This is a genomic window from Sphingomonas tabacisoli, from assembly GCF_042678385.1.
Classification (GTDB): Bacteria; Pseudomonadota; Alphaproteobacteria; order Sphingomonadales; family Sphingomonadaceae; genus Sphingomonas_B; species Sphingomonas_B tabacisoli.
Genome location: NZ_JBHUDY010000001.1, coordinates 1,008,263 through 1,022,644 on the forward strand (window position 1 = coordinate 1,008,263; position 14,382 = coordinate 1,022,644).

At 66.3% G+C, this 14,382-nt stretch carries 20 protein-coding genes; 4 read left to right on the forward strand and 16 right to left on the reverse strand.

The annotated features are described in order from the left end of the window. Positions 1-44: 44 nt before the first annotated feature. From ACFSCW_RS05475 to ACFSCW_RS05490, 4 genes are all read right to left on the reverse strand, one after another. A complete protein-coding gene (locus ACFSCW_RS05475) occupies positions 45-596 on the reverse strand; it encodes a GNAT family N-acetyltransferase (RefSeq protein ID WP_380887694.1) in 552 nt (183 codons plus the stop codon). Positions 597-761: 165 nt separating this feature from the next. After that, complete coding sequence (gene rpmA / locus ACFSCW_RS05480; protein WP_380887696.1) at positions 762-1,034, reverse strand: 50S ribosomal protein L27; 273 nt, start codon at positions 1,032-1,034, stop codon at positions 762-764. 30 nt (positions 1,035-1,064) lie between these two features. Continuing rightward, a complete protein-coding gene (gene rplU / locus ACFSCW_RS05485) occupies positions 1,065-1,436 on the reverse strand; it encodes a 50S ribosomal protein L21 (protein ID WP_380890018.1) in 372 nt (123 codons plus the stop codon). 104 nt (positions 1,437-1,540) lie between these two features. Continuing rightward, entirely contained in the window at positions 1,541-2,056 is a 516-nt protein-coding gene (locus ACFSCW_RS05490) for a hypothetical protein (RefSeq protein ID WP_380887698.1), read from the reverse strand. Positions 2,057-2,203: 147 nt separating this feature from the next. Here ACFSCW_RS05490 and ACFSCW_RS05495 point away from each other — a divergent pair, with 147 nt between their 5' ends. Then, positions 2,204-4,861, forward strand: coding sequence for a TonB-dependent receptor plug domain-containing protein (locus tag ACFSCW_RS05495; RefSeq protein WP_380887700.1), 2,658 nt, complete (start codon positions 2,204-2,206; stop codon positions 4,859-4,861). Between the two features lie 39 nt (positions 4,862-4,900). On the opposite strand, the gene ACFSCW_RS05500 is transcribed toward ACFSCW_RS05495, so the two are convergent. The 8 genes from ACFSCW_RS05500 to ACFSCW_RS05535 all read right to left on the reverse strand — a co-directional run bounded on the left by ACFSCW_RS05500 (position 4,901) and on the right by ACFSCW_RS05535 (position 7,872). Continuing rightward, positions 4,901-5,308, reverse strand: a complete 408-nt coding sequence (locus tag ACFSCW_RS05500) for a SufE family protein (RefSeq protein ID WP_380887702.1) — start codon at positions 5,306-5,308, stop codon at positions 4,901-4,903. 129 nt (positions 5,309-5,437) lie between these two features. Further along, positions 5,438-5,650, reverse strand: a complete 213-nt coding sequence (locus ACFSCW_RS05505) for a hypothetical protein (protein ID WP_380890020.1) — start codon at positions 5,648-5,650, stop codon at positions 5,438-5,440. A gap of 50 nt (positions 5,651-5,700) precedes the next feature. Beyond that, positions 5,701-5,961, reverse strand: coding sequence for a hypothetical protein (locus ACFSCW_RS05510; RefSeq protein WP_380887704.1), 261 nt, complete (start codon positions 5,959-5,961; stop codon positions 5,701-5,703). Positions 5,962-5,986: 25 nt separating this feature from the next. Then, a complete protein-coding gene (locus tag ACFSCW_RS05515) occupies positions 5,987-6,184 on the reverse strand; it encodes a hypothetical protein (RefSeq protein WP_380890022.1) in 198 nt (65 codons plus the stop codon). Positions 6,185-6,331: 147 nt separating this feature from the next. Continuing rightward, positions 6,332-6,712: an envelope stress response membrane protein PspC gene (gene pspC / locus ACFSCW_RS05520; protein ID WP_380887706.1), complete on the reverse strand. Its 381-nt coding sequence runs from the start codon at positions 6,710-6,712 to the stop codon at positions 6,332-6,334. A 3-nt stretch (positions 6,713-6,715) separates the two neighbouring features. Then, positions 6,716-6,991, reverse strand: a complete 276-nt coding sequence (gene pspB / locus ACFSCW_RS05525) for an envelope stress response membrane protein PspB (RefSeq protein WP_380887708.1) — start codon at positions 6,989-6,991, stop codon at positions 6,716-6,718. A 3-nt stretch (positions 6,992-6,994) separates the two neighbouring features. Further along, the gene (gene pspA / locus ACFSCW_RS05530) at positions 6,995-7,663 is read right to left on the reverse strand and encodes a phage shock protein PspA (RefSeq protein WP_380887710.1); all 669 of its coding nucleotides are present in this window, start codon (positions 7,661-7,663) and stop codon (positions 6,995-6,997) included. 68 nt (positions 7,664-7,731) lie between these two features. Then, entirely contained in the window at positions 7,732-7,872 is a 141-nt protein-coding gene (locus tag ACFSCW_RS05535) for a hypothetical protein (RefSeq protein WP_380887712.1), read from the reverse strand. 183 nt (positions 7,873-8,055) lie between these two features. Here ACFSCW_RS05535 and pspF point away from each other — a divergent pair, with 183 nt between their 5' ends. From pspF to ACFSCW_RS05550, 3 genes are all read left to right on the forward strand, one after another. Then, complete coding sequence (gene pspF, locus ACFSCW_RS05540; RefSeq protein ID WP_380887714.1) at positions 8,056-9,090, forward strand: phage shock protein operon transcriptional activator; 1,035 nt, start codon at positions 8,056-8,058, stop codon at positions 9,088-9,090. Between the two features lie 31 nt (positions 9,091-9,121). Then, entirely contained in the window at positions 9,122-9,676 is a 555-nt protein-coding gene (locus tag ACFSCW_RS05545) for a tetratricopeptide repeat protein (protein WP_380887716.1), read from the forward strand. Between the two features lie 95 nt (positions 9,677-9,771). Further along, on the forward strand, positions 9,772-10,413 hold the full coding sequence (locus ACFSCW_RS05550) for a superoxide dismutase (RefSeq protein ID WP_380887718.1): 642 nt from the start codon (positions 9,772-9,774) through the stop codon (positions 10,411-10,413). Positions 10,414-10,544: 131 nt separating this feature from the next. Here ACFSCW_RS05550 and ACFSCW_RS05555 read toward each other — a convergent pair whose 3' ends face one another. The 4 genes from ACFSCW_RS05555 to dapF all read right to left on the reverse strand — a co-directional run bounded on the left by ACFSCW_RS05555 (position 10,545) and on the right by dapF (position 14,363). Further along, entirely contained in the window at positions 10,545-11,165 is a 621-nt protein-coding gene (locus ACFSCW_RS05555; RefSeq protein ID WP_380887720.1) for a septation protein A, read from the reverse strand. 125 nt (positions 11,166-11,290) lie between these two features. Beyond that, positions 11,291-12,217 (reverse strand): signal recognition particle-docking protein FtsY, encoded by a 927-nt coding sequence (gene ftsY / locus ACFSCW_RS05560; RefSeq protein ID WP_380887722.1) that lies wholly within the window; start codon positions 12,215-12,217, stop codon positions 11,291-11,293. Further along, complete coding sequence (gene mtaB / locus ACFSCW_RS05565; protein WP_380887724.1) at positions 12,214-13,563, reverse strand: tRNA (N(6)-L-threonylcarbamoyladenosine(37)-C(2))-methylthiotransferase MtaB; 1,350 nt, start codon at positions 13,561-13,563, stop codon at positions 12,214-12,216. The genes ftsY and mtaB overlap by 4 nt, the downstream gene beginning before the upstream one ends. After that, the gene (dapF, locus tag ACFSCW_RS05570) at positions 13,560-14,363 is read right to left on the reverse strand and encodes a diaminopimelate epimerase (RefSeq protein ID WP_380887726.1); all 804 of its coding nucleotides are present in this window, start codon (positions 14,361-14,363) and stop codon (positions 13,560-13,562) included. The genes mtaB and dapF overlap by 4 nt, the downstream gene beginning before the upstream one ends. Positions 14,364-14,382 lie beyond the last annotated feature (19 nt).

The following is a 14,382-nucleotide window of genomic DNA, read 5'->3' on the forward strand; positions in this document are numbered from 1 at the left end:
TCGCGCCGCAAGCGCGAGTCGCCCTCTCCCTATAGGAGAGGGAACTACGCCGCCTCCAGACAACGCATGGCTGTTGGCTCTTCGCATTGGCCGTCCGCGTCGGCGTAGAGCAGGCAATCGACCTCGCACCCACGGGCGACCGCGTGGCGCTTCACCACCTTGCCTGTCGGCCGAAAGCCGAGCTTGCGCAGCACGCGGCCTGATGCGCGGTTGTCGGCGAAATGGCCGGAATGGATGCGCTCGATCCGGAGCGACTCGCGGGCGGCGCGAAGCAGCGCGCTCGCCGCCTCCGTCGCAAAGCCCAAGCCCCAATAGGGCTGCGCCAGCCAATAGCCGATCTCGTGCCCTTCCTCGTCCGGGGACAACGCGACAGCGCCGATCAGCCGCGGCACGCGGGCCGTGCGCGCGAAGATCAGGCAGTTGGGCGCGTGTGCGTCCTTCGCCATGCCGAGATACGCCTCGGCATGCTCCTGCGTGTAGGGCCAGGGAATGCGCGCGGTGTTGCGGGCGACCGGCTCCGTGATAGCGCGGGCCAGCGCCGGCGCATCTTCGATCCAGCCCGGCCGCAACAGCAGCCTGTCGGTACGCACGAACATCTCCGCTCTCCTTTCCGTGCGCCCTGACGGAGTTACGTTACCGCAGGGCGACATGATGCAAGGGAGATGTGAAAAAGGGAGACTGGGGGCTACCCGTCTCCCTCTTAACCTACCGTGGCAGGTCTTCGGGTCGCCCCCAGGGCGACCCGTAAATACGGTCGCCCGTTATTCGGCCGCCTCTGCCATAATCGCATCGACCGACACGTATTTGCGGCCAAGCTTGCCCTCATGGAATCGCACGCGGCCGTCCGCGGTCGCAAAGAGGGTGTGGTCCTTGCCGCAGCCTACATTGCGGCCGGCATAGGTCTTGGTGCCGCGTTGGCGCACGATGATGTTGCCGGCGATCACTTCTTCGCCGCCGAATTTCTTCACGCCGAGGCGACGGCCTGCGGAATCGCGGCCGTTGCGCGAGGAGCCGCCTGCTTTTTTATGCGCCATGACTAATTACTCCCAATCTCTTCTTGCGGCTCAGGCGGCGGCTTCGGCCGGCGCGGCTTCCGGCGTTTCCGCCTTGGCCTTCTTCGCGGTCTTCTTCGGCTGCTCGCCGCCGATCGACAGGATCTTCAGGATCGTGTGCTGCTGGCGATGGCCGTTCTTGCGGCGATAATTGTGGCGGCGACGCTTCTTGAAGACGATGACCTTCTCGCCCTTCGCCTGCGCGACGATCTCGGCCGCGACCGTCAGGCCGGCGGTGGCTTTCAGCTCGCTGCCTTCGCCCGCGAGAAGCACGTCGCCCAGGGTCACCTTAGCTCCGGCTTCACCGTCGAGCTTCTCGACGACGATCTTGTCTCCTGCGGCAACGCGATACTGCTTGCCGCCCGTGCGCACGACTGCGAACATGGCCCTCATCAATCCATCAAAGCTGATCGCCGCGCGAGAACAATCCCCGCACGGGAAGTGGCGCAGCTAAGTGAGACGGGCGCGCTTGTCAACCGCAAGCGCCCTCAGCCGCGCCATTTCCGCATCGCGTCTTTATAGGAGGTGCGCGCCCGTTCGGCTGCGCCAGAGAGTCGGTCGCGCTCCTTGCGCTGGCGCGTTTCTAGCGCCTGCCGCTCCTTGGCAAGCGCCGCCTCGCGCCTGGCGAGTTCGTCCAGCTGCTGCCGATGCTGCGCCTCCAGGTCGGTCAGCGCCTCTTCGGCCTTGTCCAATGTTGCGCGGCTGGGACGCTGCTTCGGTGGTGCCGCTCGCGACGGCGGCGCCTTCGCTTTCGGCTTGTCGCGGGGGAGGGCAGCGAGCTGCTCCTCGGCCGTTCCGCGCAGCTTGCGGATGACTTCGCCGGGACGGGCGAGGGGCTCTGCCGTAAGCGTGGGATCCTCAACCAGCTCCGCGACGCCGCGCGCGAACAGGTTGGCGTCGCTGCCCCAGGCGGCAAGCGCGGCCTTCTGGCTCGGCGCGGCGACATAGGCGTCATGGAAGCCGATCGGCGTTCGATACACTTTCAGTTTCTGCGCGCGTGGCATGGCGAGGCAACGCGCAAACCGGCGTGCCGCTCCAGTGTTGCGGCGCGGCAACAGGATTGCAGAATCGTGACACACTTTGAGCCGGACGCTTTCAACTCGTGCCGGAGTGGGACAGTCTGGTGGCAGGGAACAAGTTGGGGAAAGCGTATGAAACACATTGTTAGCAAGGCGTTGCTTGCCGCAAGCCTGTCGCCGCTCGCGCTCGCCGCCCAGCCGGTCTTCGCGCAAGGCGTCGTCACCGCAGCCGACGACAGCGCGCCGGCGGATGCCGATTCGACGATCATCGTCACCGGCACCCGGCGCGCCGACCGCACCGTCGCCGACAGCCCGGTGCCGGTCGACGTCATCACAGCGGAGAGCCTGACGACGTCCGGCTACACCGAGACGAACCGGCTGCTGAACGAGCAGATTCCGAGCTTCAACTTCCCGCAGCCCTCGATCACCGACGGCACCGACGTGGTCCGCCCGGCGACTTTGCGCGGCCTGAACCCCGATCAGACTCTCGTGCTGCTGAACGGCAAGCGCCGCCACACCTCGGCGCTCTTGAACATCAACGGCTCGGTCGGGCGCGGCACCGCAGCGGTGGACATCAACCTGATCCCGTCGATTGCCCTCGGCCGGGTCGAGGTGCTGCGCGACGGTGCGGCGGCCCAATATGGCTCCGACGCGATCGCCGGCGTCATCAACTTCCAGCTGCGCGATGCGCCCGAAGGCGGCCGCATCACCGCGACCTATGGCGAGTACAACACCAATGTCCGCGGCATCCGCGAGGTGACCAGCGTGCTGACCGGCCCCGGCGGCACGCCTCTCACCAATCCCGACGGCACGCTGCAAGTGGCGCGCGGGGGGCAGGACCGGCACGTGGTCGACGGCCGCACGCTGACGATCGCCGGCACGGTCGGCCTGCCGATCGGCGATGAAGGCGGGCATCTCAACCTGTCGGCCGAATATCAGATGCGCGATCCGACCAACCGCACCGGCCCGGACATTCGCCGCCAGTACAATCTGATCAACGGCGCGCTCGATCCGCGCGAGCTGACCTTCAACCGCATCAGCCATCGCTATGGTGATGCGAAGACGGACGATCTGAAGCTCTTCATGAACTTCGGCGCGCCGATCACCGACGCGGTCGAGCTCTACGGCTATCTGACCTACGGCTATCGTGACGGCGAGAGCGCCGGCTTCTACCGCCTCGCAAGCGACGCGCGGAACGTTCCCGCGATCTATCCGAACGGTTTCCTGCCGCTGATCAACACGGACCTGAACGACTTCGAAGGCGTGCTGGGCATCAAGGGCGAAGTGGCCGGCTGGCGTTACGACCTGTCGGGCAGCTATGGCCGCAACGCGTTCGACTTCTTCATCACCAACACGCTCAATCGCTCGTTCGGCGCTGCGTCGCAGCTCGCTTTCGATTCGGGCGGCCTGCGTTACACCCAGGCGATGGGCAATCTCGACGTCAGCCGCGACATCACGGTCGGCTGGCTGAAAGACCTGACGCTCGCGGGCGGTCTCGAATATCGCCGCGAGACGTTCAAGATTCGCCCCGGCGAGCCGGCCAGCTACGGTAACGGACCCGCAGGCGGCGCGCCAGGCGCGCAGGTCTTCCCGGGCTTCAATCCGATCATTGGCGGCCAGCGCGTCGACCAGCAGCGCTCGCGGCATAACTTCTCGGCCTATGCCGAACTCGACGCCGACGTGAACGACCGCATCAACGTGCAGGGCGCGGTGCGCTACGAGAATTACTCGGACTTCGGATCGAGCTTCAACGGCAAGGTCGCAGGACGGTTCGAGTTTATTGACGGTGTCGCTGTGCGCGGCGCTTTCTCCACCGGCTTCCGCGCCCCCTCGCTGCAGCAGCAATTCTACGCCGCGCAGGCGACCAACAACGTCAACGGCGTGCTGCTCGATACGGTGACGCTGCCGGTCGACAACCCGGTTGCGATCGCGCTGGGGGCGACGCCCCTGAAGCCCGAAAAGTCGCTGTCCTATTCGGCCGGCCTCGTCTTCACCGCGGTGCCACGGCTGAACGTCACGGTCGATCTGTATCAGGTCGACATCGACGACCGCATCGTCGTGACCGACAACCTGACCGCGAGCCGCGATGCCGCCGGCAACCCGAGTGGCGCCAATCCCGGCTTCACGATCGCGCAGATCCTGAACAATGCGGGCTTCCGCACGGTCAGCGCCGCGCGCTTCTTCGTGAACGGCCTCGATTCGCGCACCCGCGGCATCGATGCCGTCGCGACCTATCGCTTCGACCTGGGCGATTGGGGCAGGCTCAGCGCCACGGCCGGGTTCAACTACAACAAGACCACGATCCGCCGCGTGCTCGCAGCGCCGGGACCGCTCGCCAATGTGCCCGGCCTGATCCTGTTCGGACGGCAGGAGCAGGGGCGGCTCGTCCGCGGCCAGCCGCGCACCAAGATCAACCTCGGCCTCGATTACGACTATGACCGTTTGGGCCTGACCTTCCGCGCCAACCGCTACGGCAAGGTCGAAGGCACGGGCGGTGAAATCGGTCCGGCGGGCAGCCTCGTCTTCAACGACAACTTCCTGAAGGCGCAGTGGGTGGCCGACGCCGAGGCGCGCTTCACCTTTGCCCAGCGTTTCGAGATCGCGGTCGGCGCGAACAACGTGTTCGACAGCTACCCGACGCCGGTGCCGACCGGCCAGGCAGGGACGAGCGCGACCAACGGTGCGGCGGTGTTCTTCCCGACCACCAACTATGTCGCGCCCTTCTCGAACTTCTCGCCGAACGGCTTCAACGGGCGCTTCATCTACGCCCGCGCGTCGGTGAAGTTCTGATGGTCGGGCCGGGCGGAGTTCGCTCCGCCCGGCTCCTCGTCAGCCGGCGTAACGCGCAGCGGTCTCGCGGATCAGGGCGATCATGTTCGGGATGCCCTGCGTGCGGTTGGAGCTGAGCTGGTTCTTCAGGTCGAACGGCGCGAGCGCCCCTTCGATGTCGGCGGCCAGGATTTCGGCCGGCGTGCGGTCCTGCACCGTCAGCAGCACAAGCGCGACGATCCCCTTGGTGATGTGCGCGTCGCTGTCGGCAAGGAAGTGCAGCCGTCCGTCGGCCTCGCGCATCGGATAGACCCAGACCTGCGCCGAGCAGCCGCGCACCTTGGTGGCGTCGGTCTTCAGCGCATCCGGCATCGGCTCGAGTGCGCGGCCTAAATCGATCAGCAGCCGATAACGATCATCGGCGTCGAGCAGTTCGTAATCGGAGAAAATGTCGGAAAGATTGGACATGGGAGGCGGATAGTCTCTGCCCTCCCGTTCGTCACCCCGGACTTGATCCGGGGTCCCGCTTCTCTTCATTTCCGTTAACCGGCGGAGGGAAGCGGGATGCCGGATCAAGTCCGGCATGACGGGGATGAGTTACAGATCGACGCCCGCGGCGATTGCTTCGAGCTTGCGGATGCGTTCCTTCAGGTCCGCGATCTCGATCCGCGAGCTCATCGACGGGGCAGGGGCGGCATGATCGGTCGTGCGGGCCTGCAGCTCCAGCCGCTTCAGCTCCAGCCAGCCGCGCCAGCCGCGCAAGGCGCCGGCGGTGAGCAGGCCGATGCCCGCAAGCCCCACCAGACCCATTTCAAGATAGACGCTCGGTTCCATCTTCGTGTCTCCTCAAGCCGTCCCGCTCAGCTATCGCGGGACCGCAAGGCTTCGATTTCACGTTCAAGGGCGCGGGGGCCGGCATCATCCGTCGCCAGCCGTTCCAGCACCGCGATCCGCTCCTTCAGGGTGCGGACCTCCTCGCGGAGCCGCCGGGATTCGGCATCGTCGGCAACGCCCAGGGCCGCATCGCGCCGGCGCCGGCGTCCACCGCCGAACATCGTTTGCAGGACGCGCCCGATCGTGACGACGATCACGATCCCCAGCACCATTTCGAACGGGTTCATGTCATTCTTCTCCCGGAATCTCGTGTCAGTTCAGCGGCTGGTCGCGAAGGCGGTCGATTTCGCCGGCGATATCCGAGCCGCGATCGGTGGCGATCCGCTCAAGCACCCGGACCCGCTGCTCCAACCGCTCGGTATGCGCCGCATATTGGGCGGCCTTTTCGGCGGTGAGGCCGGCCTGGGCTTCGAGCTGCTTCTCCTTATAGTCGAAGAAGCGCTTGGCCATCCCGGCGATGATGAAGGCCACCATGAAGAAGAAGCCCAGCATCATCGAAAAAGCGCCCATGCCCATAGTTACAGCTCCCCAGTCTTGCCTGGCCGCCACCCTCCCGCGGCGGCCAAGCGATTTCGATGAAAGTGTCGTCGGCTTCGATCAGCGCAGCGAGTCGATCTCGTCGGCCAGGCGGCGGTTGCGGCTGGTGTAGAAAAGCTCGACATCGGCAAGGCGGCGGTCGATGTCGCGCAAGCGCCCGCGGACTTCGCGAGTGGTGCGCGCCGGCGACCGGCGGACGCCTTGCCAGAACTGCTCTTCGTCCTTGTCGCTGTAGAGGCCATAGGGTTTCGGCTTGGCGATCCAGGCCGCGGCCCAGTAGGCGAGCAGCGTCCAGGGAAAGGCCCCGGCGAGGGTGATGGCGACCAGCCCGATGCGGACCAGCGTCACGTCCCACCCCATGTAGTCGGCGAGACCCGAACAAACCCCGAGCCACTTCTTGTTCTGCTTGTCGAGGTAGAAGCGGGTGCGGCTTGCGCTCATGGCTTAGTTCTCCCTGATCTGGCGAATATCGGCCCTGGGCAGCTCCGGCGCGGGGCGGCGGGTTTCCAGTTCCGGATGATCGGCGGCGATGATCCGCTCGATCGAATGCAGGCGGTCGTCGAGGCGACGGGCGGTTTCGTAGAGCTCGTCGAGCAGGTTCTCGTCCTCGCGGCTGATGCTCCCCGACTTCTTCCACTGCGTGATGTAGTGGAGGATGATCCAGGGCAGCCCGATGAACAGAATGCCGCAGACGAGCACGGGCACAACGATGTCATCCATGCCTTAACCCTCCCGGTTGGCGAGGCGCGCTTTCAGCGCCTCCAGCTCGGCATCGACCTTATCGCTGGAACGCAGTTCGGAGAACTGGTCCTCGAGCGTCTTGGGCTCGCCCATCGCGGCGGCGTCGGCGCGGCCCTCGGCAAGGTCGACGCGGCGTTCCAGCACTTCGAAGCGGCTGAACGCATCCTCGACCCGCGCGCCGGCATAGGCCTCCCGCAGCTTCATGCGGTTGTGCGCGCTTTCCATGCGGGCGACGATCGCGTTCTGGCGGGCGCGGGCTTCGCGCAGCTTCTGCTGCAGCTTTGCGATGTCGGCCTCGGAGGCCTGAAGGGCGTCGTCGAGCACTTCGATCTCGGCTTTCAACTGCTCGGCCATGTCGGCGGCTTTCTGGCGCTCGATCAGCGCAGCCTTGGCGAGGTCCTCGCGGTCCTTGCTCAGCGCCAGCTCGGCCTTCTCGGTCCAGTTCGACTGGAGGTTTTCGAGCTTGGCGATGTGGCGGCGCATCTCCTTCTGGTCGGCGATCGTGCGCGCGGCGGAGGCGCGGACTTCGACCAGGGTCTCTTCCATCTCCAGGATGATCATGCGGATCATCTTCGCCGGGTCTTCGGCACGATCGAGAAGGTCGGTCATGTTGGCGGCGATGATGTCTCGGGTTCTGGAAAAAATGCCCATCGGGGAAACTCCTGGAGGAAAGGGGATGCCGGGGCGGGCAAGGGGGGAACCCGCCCCGGCCTGAGTCGTCAGGCGCGAACGCTGCTGGCGACCAAGGGACGAACCTCCACCGCGCCTGCCGGGCCGACCGCGCTCAGCACGCAAGTGGCGCTGAACAGGACGGTGCAGACCAGAACGGAGAAGGTCTTTTTGGCTTCGAAGTTAAACATGGCGTGCTCCTCATGGACTTATTCGTGGAAGTAATCGCCGCCTTGCCAGCGGCTTCGTCCTATCTTTTGCAGGGGGTGTGCCAAGTTCGAAAAATGGCAGAAAACTGCGGTTTTTAGGTCTGAAAGGCCGGCGTGGAAACAAGCGCCTTGCCAAGGCTTGGGAAAATCCGCCATGTTCTGGCGATGGAGCGGGAAAGCGTTTTCATCGGCCAGTCGCTGGCCTTTCTGGACTCGGTGGAACGGGCCAGCCGCGCGGCGGCGCTGAACCGCCCCGTGCTGGTGATCGGCGAGCGCGGGACCGGCAAGGAACTGGTCGCCGAACGCCTGCATCGCCTGTCCCCGCGCTGGGACGGCCCCTTAATCGTGATGAACTGCGCGGCGCTGCCCGAGACGCTGATCGAGGCGGAGCTGTTCGGCCACGAAGCCGGCGCCTTCACTGGCGCCACGCGCGCGCGGGCCGGGCGGTTCGAAGAAGCGGACGGCGGAACCCTGTTCCTGGACGAGCTGGGCACGCTTTCGGCGGCGGCGCAGGAGCGGTTGCTGCGCGCGGTCGAATATGGCGAAGTGACCCGTATCGGCGCGTCGCGGCCAGTGAATGTCGACGTCCGCATCGTCGCCGCGACCAACGAGAACCTGCCGGCCCTGGTCGAGCAGAACCGCTTCCGCGCCGACCTGCTGGACCGGCTGAGCTTCGAAGTCATCACGCTCCCGCCCCTTCGCGCGCGCGAAGGAGACGTGCCGGTGCTGGCCGAACATTTCGGACGTCGCATGGCGGCGGAGCTGGGCTGGGAACGCTGGCCGGGCTTTTCGAAAGCGGCGATGGAGACGCTGACCGGCTATGACTGGCCCGGCAATGTGCGCGAGCTGCGCAACGTGATCGAGCGCGCGGTCTATCGCTGGGAGAACGAGGCCCACGCGATCGAGTCGATCGAGTTCGATCCGTTCGCTTCGCCCTGGAAGCCGAAAGGCGAGGCGGCGCGGTCGCTGACGCCCGCCACCGCGTCGGCGCAGCCCGTTCCTGCCGTCGCCGCGAACGACGAACTGGAATGCGCCGACTTCAAGGCTGCCTGCGACGAATATGAGAAGAAGCTGCTGATCGCGGCGCTTAAACGCTGCCGCTTCAACCAGCGCGTGACCGCCAAGGCGTTGGCGCTCACCTACGACCAATTGCGCCATGCGCTGAGGCGCCACGATTTGCTGCAAGCCGGCGGTTCGTGATATTCTTCGGCCCTCTACAGTGGAGGGTCGAATGCGCTTCTCCTCTTGTCTGGCGGCCGGCGCCTTGCTGGTTCCCGGCGCCGCCTCCGCATCCAGCATGGTGATCGGCACGGGCCTTGCACGCATGTGCTATGAAGCGGCCGATACCGACCGGGCAACGGCCGCCACGCTGGACGTCTGCACCCGCGCGCTGACCGATGAGCCGCTGATGCTGGACGATCAGGTCGCCACCTTCGTCAATCGCGGCATCATCCGGACGCGGCTCAACGACTGGAACGGCGCGCTGGCCGATTACAACCAGGCGATCAAGCTGAACCCCGCCACCGCCGAAGCCTATCTGAACAAGGGCTCTCTGGTCCTGAGGCAGATGCACGACTGGCAACAGGCGCGCAGCCTGTTCGACGCGGCGCTGCAGCACCGGACCAGCCATCCGGAGATCGCCTATTACGGTCGCGCCGTTTCAAGCGAGCTGGCCGGCGACTATGCGGGCGCGATGGCCGATTATCAGAAGGCAAGCGAACTGGCGCCGAACTGGGAGCAGCCGAAGAAGGAGCTGGCGCGCTTCTCCGTGCGGAAACGCGGCTGATCGAAGCTTTTCGTCGGCCTGATCAAGAAAGTTTCGCAGCCGGCATCGTCTCCATGCGTTAGGGGCACCGACACCCGTAACGTTGGAGAACCGCCATGGCGTTCGAACTGCCCTCGCTGCCCTATGACACGTCCGCCTTTGGGGAGATCCTTTCGGCCGAGACGTTCGATTTCCATTGGGGCAAGCATCACCGCGCCTATGTGAACAAGACCAACGAACTGGCGCCGAAGGCGGGGCTGGAGGATCGCAAGCTTTCCGAAGTGATCCGCGCCGCGCGGCAGTCGGACAACAAGGGCCTGTTCAACAACTCGGCCCAGCTTTGGAACCACAGCTTCTACTGGCAGTGCCTAAGCCCAGAGCGGCAGCAGCCGACCGGCACGCTGAAGCAGAAGATCGAGGACGCGTTCGGATCGACCGAGGCGCTGATCGACGCGCTCAAGACCGAGTCGGTCAACCACTTCGCCAGCGGCTGGGGCTGGCTGGTGCTGGACGGCGACCGGCTGAAGATCACGTCGCTGCACGACGGGGATTCGCCCGTCGCGTATGACGGCATGAAGCCGCTGCTGACCATCGATGTGTGGGAGCACGCCTATTACATCGACTATCGCAACGAGCGGCCGAAATATGTCGAGGCGCTGCTGAACCGGGCGATCAACTGGGATTTCGTCGCGCAGAACCTGGACGGGCGCGGCGTGGAGCGTGCGGATCAGGAGCCTGTTGGGGCGGTGGTGGCTTAACGAGGGCAAGCCCCTCCCCTTCAGGGGAGGGGTAAGGGGTGGGGATCGGCCGATAGGCCGAGCAAAACTCCGAAGCTGCTCGAAAGCGACTGCCCCACCCCAACCCCTCCCCTGAAGGGGAGGGGCTTAGGTTAGCCCTCCGGCGGGAGGGGAGCTTCTTTTCCGTCCTGCAGGCCGTGCTTCATCAGCATCGGGATGTTCGCGACCGCGAACAGGAGCGTGAGGGGCACCGCGCCCCAGAGCTTGAAGCCGACCCAGAAATCCCAGGTCTGGGTGCGCCAGACGGCTTCGTTCAGCAGCGCCATGAAGGTGAAGAAGCCGACCCAGTTGATGGTGAGCTTGCGCCAGCCGGTCTCGTTCAGGCCGGGATAGGCGGTTTCCAGCAGCATCTTGAGCAGCGGCTTGCCCGTGGCGAGGCCATAGGCGAGGATCACGGCGAACATCGCGTAGACGATCGTCGGCTTCACCTTGATGAACGTGTCGTCGCGGAACCAGATCGTCAGGCTGCCGAAGAACAGCACCAGCGCGCCCGAAATCCACAGCATCGGCGAGATGCGGCCGGCCTTCACCCGGCTGAGGATCATCGCGATGACGGTCGCGATCATGAACGCGGTCGTGGCCATCACGACCTTCACCAGCTTCGGCCCGTGCGCGAGCGCGTTGACGATGAAGAAGGTGGCGAGCGGCCCGAAATCGATCGCCATGCGCAGGCCGGGCGAGAGTTCGCGGGGTTTCTTGTTCAACTCAACCAAGGATATGCTCCTGAAACACCGTTCGGGCTGAGCCTGTCGAAGCCCTGTTCTGTTCGCAGATGCCGTAAAGAAAAACAGGGCTTCGACAAGCTCAGCCCGAACGGAGTGGGGGGCGCAGGCCGCATCTAGTCCGCAATGCCCGTAATCATCCCCGCAACCTCACCGGCATCGAAAGGGCGCAGGTCGTCCATGCCTTCGCCGACGCCGATTGCGTGGATGGGCATGCCGAATTTCTCCGCCGCCGCGACCAGCACGCCGCCGCGGGCGGTGCCGTCGAGCTTGGTCATGACGAGGCCGGTGACGCCGGCGACTTCCTTGAACACCTCGATCTGGCTGAGCGCGTTCTGGCCGGTGGTGGCGTCGAGCACCAGCACCACGTCGTGCGGCGCTTCGGGGTTCAGGCGGCCGAGCACGCGGCGGATTTTCGCCAGCTCGTCCATCAGCTCGCGCTTGTTCTGGAGGCGGCCGGCGGTGTCGACGATCAGCACGTCGATGCCGGTGGCGGTCGCCTGCTTGACCGCATCCCAGACGATCCCGGCGGCGTCGCCGCCTTCGGGGCCGGCCATGATCGGCACGCCGATGCGATCCGCCCAGATGCGGAGCTGTTCGATCGCGGCGGCGCGGAACGTGTCGCCGGCGGCGAGCATCACGCCGTAATCCTGTTCGAGGAACAGCCGCGCGAGCTTGGCGATGGTCGTGGTCTTGCCCGAGCCGTTGACGCCGATGACGAGGATGACCTGCGGACGCGGAAAGGCGTCGACTTCCAGCGGCTCGGCGACGGGGGCGAGCACTTTGGTGATTTCCTCGGCGACGACCTGCTTCACGCCGGCCTCGTCGAGGCCGCGCTCGAACCGGCCTTCGGCGAGGCGCTCGCGGATGCGGCCGGCAGTGGCGGGGCCGAGATCGGAAGCGATCAGCGCGTCCTCGATCTCGTCCAGCGTCTCGCGGTCGAGCGCCGTTTTCGTGAACAGGCCGGTGAGGTTTTCGGACAGCTTGTCCGAGGTGCGCCGGAAGCCGCCCAGCAGTTTTTCGTGCCAGCGCGCGTCGCTCATGCGGGGATTCCGATCAGGGTGTCGTTGTGGCGGGAGAGGATTTGGAGGGGGGTGACATAGCCCCTCCCCTTCAGGAGCATCAGGCCGGTCAGTCCCCCGGACTGACCTGAACCATCCGGGGGATGGTTCACCTGATGCTGGGTTGGGGTGGGGCTGTCCGGCAGGCTCGGAGCAAGTGACTGCCCCACCCCCGTCCCCTCCCCTGAAGGGGAGGGGCTTAGCAGTTCCACTTTCGCGAAATTCTCGGCGTGGCCGGTGCGGCCGTCGAGTTCGATCAGCACCTGCTGCCGCGTCCCGACCAGCCCGTCCAGCCACCGCTCCTGCCGCGCTGCACCGGCCTCGCGTAGCCGTTTGGCGCGGGCGCGGATGACCTCTTTTTCGAGCTGCGGCATGCGGGCGGCGGGGGTGCCGGTGCGGGGCGAATAGGGGAAGATGTGGGCGAACACCACGTCGCATTCGTCCAGGATTTTCAGGCTGCCCGCGAACATCGCCTCGGTTTCCGTGGGGAAGCCGGCTATCAGGTCGGCGCCGATCGCGATCTCCGGGCGGCGGGCCTTGATGCGCTCGACGAGGCGGATGGCGTCGGCGCGGAGGTGGCGGCGCTTCATCCGTTTCAGGATCATGTCGTCGCCGGCTTGGAGCGACAAATGGAGGTGCGGCATCAGCCGTGGCTCGCCGGTGATGAGCGCGAACAGGCGGTCGTCGATCTCGATCGGGTCGAGCGAGGAGAGGCGCAGGCGGGGGAGCGCGGGGACGGCCTTCAGGATGCGCTCGACAAGCAGGCCGAGGCTGTCGCCGGCGAGGTCGCCATAGGATGTGAGGTCGACGCCGGTGAGGACGACTTCCTGCGTGCCTTCATCGACGAGGCGGGCGATGCGGTCGATCACGGCGCCGGCGGGCGTCGAGCGGCTGGGGCCGCGGCCATAGGGGATGATGCAGAAAGTGCAGCGATGGTCGCAGCCGTTTTGGACTTCGACGAAGGCGCGGGCGTGGGTGGGCGCTGGCTCGGTTTCCCGGCGAAGGCCGGGATCCAGCGTGCGTGGGCCCCGGCCTTCGCCGGGGAACGCGTGGGCGTCCAGCTTTCGCAGATTGCTCACCACCCGGCTCACTTCGGGCATGGCGGCGAAGGCGTCGCGGTCGATTTCGGCCGCGCAGCCGGTGACGACGATACGGGCGTCGGGGCGGTCGCGGTGGGCGCGGCGGATGGCGCGGCGGGTCTGGCGGACGGCTTCCTCGGTGACGGCGCAGCTGTTGACGACGATCAGGTCGTCGTCGGGCAGCATCTGCGCGATGGCCTCGCTCTCGGCGATGTTGAGGCGGCAGCCGAGCGTGATGACTTCGCTCATCCGAAGGCCTCGAGCTCGGCCTCGCCGGTGAAGACATGGGTGGCGGGTCCGGTCATGCGGATCGTCTCGCCCGGCGCCCATTCGATGCGCAGGTCGCCGCCGGGGAGCGAGACGGTGACGGGCGAGATCACCAGCCCGCGCCGGATCGCGGCGACCGCGGTCGCGCAGGCGCCGGTGCCGCAAGCCTGGGTGAGGCCGGCGCCGCGCTCCCAGACGCGGAGCTTCAGCGCGGAAGGACCGGTCACTTGGGCGACGTTCACGTTCACGCGTTCGGGGAAGAGCGGATCGTGCTCAATCACCGGGCCGACGCGTTCGAGGTCGATGGCGGCGAGGTCCGGCACGAAGAAGATGACGTGCGGGTTGCCGACGTTGACCGCCGCGCCGTGCTCGAGCGTCTCCCAGCCGACCGGGAGCGATGCCGTGTCGAGGGCGTAGGCGAGGGGGATCGCGTCCCAGTCGAAGCGGGGGGCGCCGATGTCGATGCTAACACCCGCATCGCCCGCCGCCGCTTCGATCAGGCCGCCGGCGGTGTCGATGGTGCGGGCGTTCGTCAGCTGGGCGACGCAGCGCAGCGCATTGCCGCATTGCTCGACCTCGCCGCCGTCGGCGTTGAAGATGCGCATGCCGAGGTCGGCGGTGTCGGACGGCTCGAGCAGGATGAGCTGGTCGCAGCCGACGCCGGTGCGGCGGTCGGCGATCGCGCGGGCGCGGGGGGGCGTGATCTCCAGGGCAAGCGCGCGCGCGTCGATCACGACGAAGTCGTTGCCGAGGCCGTGCATCTTGTGGAAGGCGAAGCGCATCGGGCGCGACTTAGGGGCC

Coding starts and splice junctions, on each gene's coding strand:
- ACFSCW_RS05510 (WP_380887704.1), bottom strand. CDS start 5,961: ATGAACCCGTTCGAAATGGTGCTGGGGATCGTGATCGTCGTCACGATC.
- ACFSCW_RS05545 (WP_380887716.1), top strand. CDS start 9,122: ATGCGCTTCTCCTCTTGTCTGGCGGCCGGCGCCTTGCTGGTTCCCGGC.
- rplU (WP_380890018.1), bottom strand. CDS start 1,436: ATGTTCGCAGTCGTGCGCACGGGCGGCAAGCAGTATCGCGTTGCCGCA.
- ACFSCW_RS05515 (WP_380890022.1), bottom strand. CDS start 6,184: ATGGCCAAGCGCTTCTTCGACTATAAGGAGAAGCAGCTCGAAGCCCAG.
- ACFSCW_RS05475 (WP_380887694.1), bottom strand. CDS start 596: ATGTTCGTGCGTACCGACAGGCTGCTGTTGCGGCCGGGCTGGATCGAA.
- ACFSCW_RS05535 (WP_380887712.1), bottom strand. CDS start 7,872: ATGTTTAACTTCGAAGCCAAAAAGACCTTCTCCGTTCTGGTCTGCACC.
- ACFSCW_RS05495 (WP_380887700.1), top strand. CDS start 2,204: ATGAAACACATTGTTAGCAAGGCGTTGCTTGCCGCAAGCCTGTCGCCG.
- mtaB (WP_380887724.1), bottom strand. CDS start 13,563: ATGAGCGAAGTCATCACGCTCGGCTGCCGCCTCAACATCGCCGAGAGC.
- pspA (WP_380887710.1), bottom strand. CDS start 7,663: ATGGGCATTTTTTCCAGAACCCGAGACATCATCGCCGCCAACATGACC.
- ACFSCW_RS05550 (WP_380887718.1), top strand. CDS start 9,772: ATGGCGTTCGAACTGCCCTCGCTGCCCTATGACACGTCCGCCTTTGGG.
- ftsY (WP_380887722.1), bottom strand. CDS start 12,217: ATGAGCGACGCGCGCTGGCACGAAAAACTGCTGGGCGGCTTCCGGCGC.
- ACFSCW_RS05500 (WP_380887702.1), bottom strand. CDS start 5,308: ATGTCCAATCTTTCCGACATTTTCTCCGATTACGAACTGCTCGACGCC.
- rpmA (WP_380887696.1), bottom strand. CDS start 1,034: ATGGCGCATAAAAAAGCAGGCGGCTCCTCGCGCAACGGCCGCGATTCC.
- ACFSCW_RS05490 (WP_380887698.1), bottom strand. CDS start 2,056: ATGCCACGCGCGCAGAAACTGAAAGTGTATCGAACGCCGATCGGCTTC.
- pspB (WP_380887708.1), bottom strand. CDS start 6,991: ATGGATGACATCGTTGTGCCCGTGCTCGTCTGCGGCATTCTGTTCATC.
- pspC (WP_380887706.1), bottom strand. CDS start 6,712: ATGAGCGCAAGCCGCACCCGCTTCTACCTCGACAAGCAGAACAAGAAG.
- pspF (WP_380887714.1), top strand. CDS start 8,056: ATGGAGCGGGAAAGCGTTTTCATCGGCCAGTCGCTGGCCTTTCTGGAC.
- ACFSCW_RS05505 (WP_380890020.1), bottom strand. CDS start 5,650: ATGGGTCTGGTGGGGCTTGCGGGCATCGGCCTGCTCACCGCCGGCGCC.
- dapF (WP_380887726.1), bottom strand. CDS start 14,363: ATGCGCTTCGCCTTCCACAAGATGCACGGCCTCGGCAACGACTTCGTC.